Raw genomic sequence first — 3,417 nt, 5'->3', positions numbered from 1 at the left:
CGGGGTCCCGCTTCTTCTCCAGCGTTGGCAGGCAGCGGGACCCCGGCTCAAGGCCGGGGTGACGGTTCGGCTGGAACAGTATTGCCTCCAAGGTCAAATCCGTTCCTCCCCTGCCACGGGAGAAATGTCTCAGGTCAGTGCCTGCCGGTCGCATCCGACGCTACCCCAGCGCGCTCAGCCACTCCGCCAGTGGCTCCCAAAGCCGCGTCCTGCCGCTGCCGCCGACGATCATGCCGACGTGGCCGAGCCTGAGCGCGATGCGGTCGCCGATGCCCGATGCGGTCGAGGCGGGAACGATGCGGTCGACCTCCGAAACGACCTCGAGCATCGGCACGCCGAGCGCGGCGGGATCGATCGCCCGGCCGTCGATCCGCCATTGCCCGTGTCCGGGCAGATCAGCGTCGATCATCGCCTCGAAGAGCTGGCGGGCGGCGGCCAGCGTCAGGGGCGGGCCGCCGTTCGCCCAATCCTCGACCACGACGAAGCGCGCGAGCGCATGCGCATCGTCGGCGACTTCCGCGAGACGGGCATATTTCGCGAGCGTGCGCTGCGGGTCCAGCTTCCAGAAGCCCGCCTGGAGCACCTCGATCGGCAGCAGGCCGGTCGTCTCGGCAGCTTCCTTCGCGCTCCGCCAGAGCTGGGTGGTTCCGGTGCGGGTGCTGCCGGGATAGTTGGCGAAGTTCCAGGGTGCCGCGATCGTGACGACGCCCGCGACCGGCAGCAGCGTCGCGGCGGCGATCGCCATCGTCCCGCCGAGGCAATAGCCGACCAATACGGGTGCCTGTCCGAGGTAAGCCAACAGCGGCAGCAGCAGATCGCGGACGTGGCCCCCGATATCGCGATCGCGCTCGTCGCCGTCCGGCGTTCCCCAGTCGAGCAGCAGCGGGTTGAACCCCCGCGCTGCGAGCCAGCGCAGCAGCGAGCGGTCGGTATCGAGATCGAGGATCTCGGGGCCGTTGATCAGCGAGGGGACGAAGACGATCGGCCGCCCCGCGCCACCGAAACCGAGCAGGCGCGCGCGGCCGGCGCGGGCGACGATCTCCGGCTTAGCGCGGATGGACCTCGGCGCCCGCTGATAGGCGCGCACGCCGGCGAGCACCGCGGCGGTATAAGCGGGATCGTCGCCGGCCTCGCTGCGCAACATGTGCAGGAACAAAGGAAGCGGCTTCGGGCGGCTCCCGTGTTGCGGTGCATCATCGATCGATGCTAAGGGCGCGGCGCGGGAGGACGACATGGCGAAGGCTTCGAACGGCGGTCCGGTCATCATCAAGAAATACGCCAATCGGCGTCTCTATAATACCGAAACCTCCAGCTACATCACGCTCGAATATCTGGCGCAGATGACGCGCGACGGACGCGAGTTCAAGGTCGTCGATGCCAAGAGCGAGGAGGACATCACGCACAATGTCCTCACGCAGATCATCATGGAGGAAGAGACTCGCGGGCAGACGATGCTCCCGGTGGGATTCCTGCGTGAGCTTATCTCGCTCTACGGCGATTCGATGCAGGCGATGGTGCCGCAATATCTAGAAGCCTCGATGGAGGCGTTCCGCACCAACCAGAACCAGTTCCGCCAGGCGATGCAGGGCGCGTTCGCGGGCGGGCCGTTCGCCGAGCTCGCCAAGCGCAACATGGATATGATGGAAGCGGCAGCCAAGGCGTTCAAGCCCAAGCCGGGCGCCGCCCCCGCCAAGCCCGCGGCCGCGCCGGCGGCCAAGAAGGACGATCTCGCCGGGCTCAAGGAGCAGATGGCGGAATTGCAGGCCAAATTGGATAAGCTGGGAAGCTGATCAGCGGCGGATGTAGACCGAGAGCGTCCGCCCTTCGTACCGCGCGGTGCCGTTGAGGCGATAACCCTCGGCAAGACCGGCGCGCAACATCGCAAGCGCGGCGCCGGGCGCGCCTTCCATCGGCGGGCCGACGACCAGAACGAGCGGACGCGCGATCATCAGCCGCCGGATCTCCTGTGTGGGGTTGATACCGATCGCATGCGCCTCGGTCGGCGAAACGAGGTGATCGGGAAAGGGCCAGCGGCCGGCGAGGCAGGCGTGGCGCAACAGATAGAGGCTGGGCGGGCCATCGAGCATCTGCATGCAGCCGCGATCGACCTCGGGCGGCACCAGCGCGGCGAGCGCCTCGACCGAGCCGCGCATGATCCGCCGCTCGCCGTCGCCGGGCCAGTCGATCGCGTGGAAGGGGATCCACATCGCCAGCCCCGCCAGCACCGGGCCGATCGGCAGGCGGCCGAAGATCGGTGCCGCGCCGATCGCCAGCGGCACGTAAACCGGCAGCAGATAATGATAATAGAAAGCCCCGACGCACGCGAAGCCGAGCACGGCGGCGGCGAGCCAGCACGCCAGGAACAGGCGCCATTGCCGCAGGTCGGGATCGGCCTCTTTTCGTGTCTGCCACCAGGATGCTGCGCAGCAAAGCGCCAGCGGCAGGACATGCTGGAATTCGAGCCACAGGCGCGCGCCGCCGGAGGGCGGTGGCGCGCGAAGGCCGATCGAGGTGAAGTTGGCGAACAGGAAGGCGGGCGCGGCGCCCAGGCGCGCGTAATACGCCAGCGCGATCAGCGTCGGCAGCATCGCGGTGCCGGCGCAGAGCAAGCTCAACCGCAGCGCGCGGCCGGGCGGGGCGATCCTCAGCGCCTGCCGTGTCAGCACCAGCCCGAAGAACAGGCCTTCGACCGCGACGGTATATTTGATCTGCATCGCGACGCCGACCAGCGCCATCGCAGCCAGGCTCCGGCGGCGAAATATCCGCCAGTCGCTGCCGTTCGCCGCGCGCAGCACCAGCGCGGCGGCGGCGACCATCAACAGATTGTAGAAGACCGGCGCCTGGCCGCCGCCGCCCTCGACGGTTTCGATCCACAGCAGATAGAGCAGCCCGGAGGCGATCGCCGGCCATTCGCCCGCGGCTTTCCTCGCGATCCGCGCTATGCCCCAGGCGGTGCCCGCCGCGAAGCAGGCCGCGACCAACTGATATTGCAGGATGCCGACGCCGCCCAGCAGCCGGATCGCCGCATAGAGCAGGAAGAGCCCGATCGGCTTGCGATCCCAGATGTCGATATACGGCACCGCGCCGTGCAGCATGCGATCGCCGACGAGCAGATAGAATTGCTCGTCGATCTGGATCGCGGGATTGCCGAACTCGGGCAGGCGGATGAGGAATGCCGCCACGAGCAGGATCGCCGCGCCGGCCCAGGCTGGCGGCTGCCCGAGCCTCGCGGGCAGGCGGGGCGTGCCGGCGAAGGGCGGCAAGTGCGCAGGCAGGGTCCGCGTGGTCATGCGCAGGCGCTAGGCCAACGTGGTTAAGGCTTTGCTAGGGTCTGTGAACCCTCGTCACCCCGGCCTTGAGCCGGGGTCCCGCTGCCTGCCGACATTGAAGGAGAAGCGGGACCCCGGCTCAAGGCCG

Annotated in this window: 3 protein-coding genes; 1 reads left to right on the top strand and 2 read right to left on the bottom strand. The window is 68.4% G+C overall.

The annotated features are described in order from the left end of the window. Positions 1-160: 160 nt before the first annotated feature. Entirely contained in the window at positions 161-1,156 is a 996-nt protein-coding gene (locus tag HUU94_RS00215) for an alpha/beta fold hydrolase (RefSeq protein WP_254601803.1), read from the bottom strand. A 76-nt stretch (positions 1,157-1,232) separates the two neighbouring features. Here HUU94_RS00215 and phaR point away from each other — a divergent pair, with 76 nt between their 5' ends. Beyond that, on the top strand, positions 1,233-1,790 hold the full coding sequence (phaR, locus tag HUU94_RS00210; RefSeq protein ID WP_174273128.1) for a polyhydroxyalkanoate synthesis repressor PhaR: 558 nt from the start codon (positions 1,233-1,235) through the stop codon (positions 1,788-1,790). Here the strand turns inward: phaR and HUU94_RS00205 are convergent, their stop codons facing one another. Next, on the bottom strand, positions 1,791-3,290 hold the full coding sequence (locus HUU94_RS00205) for an ArnT family glycosyltransferase (protein WP_174273127.1): 1,500 nt from the start codon (positions 3,288-3,290) through the stop codon (positions 1,791-1,793). It abuts the gene before it with no gap. Between the last annotated feature and the right edge of the window lie 127 nt (positions 3,291-3,417).

The organism is Sphingomonas bacterium (assembly GCF_903644055.1).
Lineage (GTDB): Bacteria > Pseudomonadota > Alphaproteobacteria > Sphingomonadales > Sphingomonadaceae > Sphingomonas_I.
This window is presented reverse-complemented; position numbering and strand designations above follow the sequence as displayed.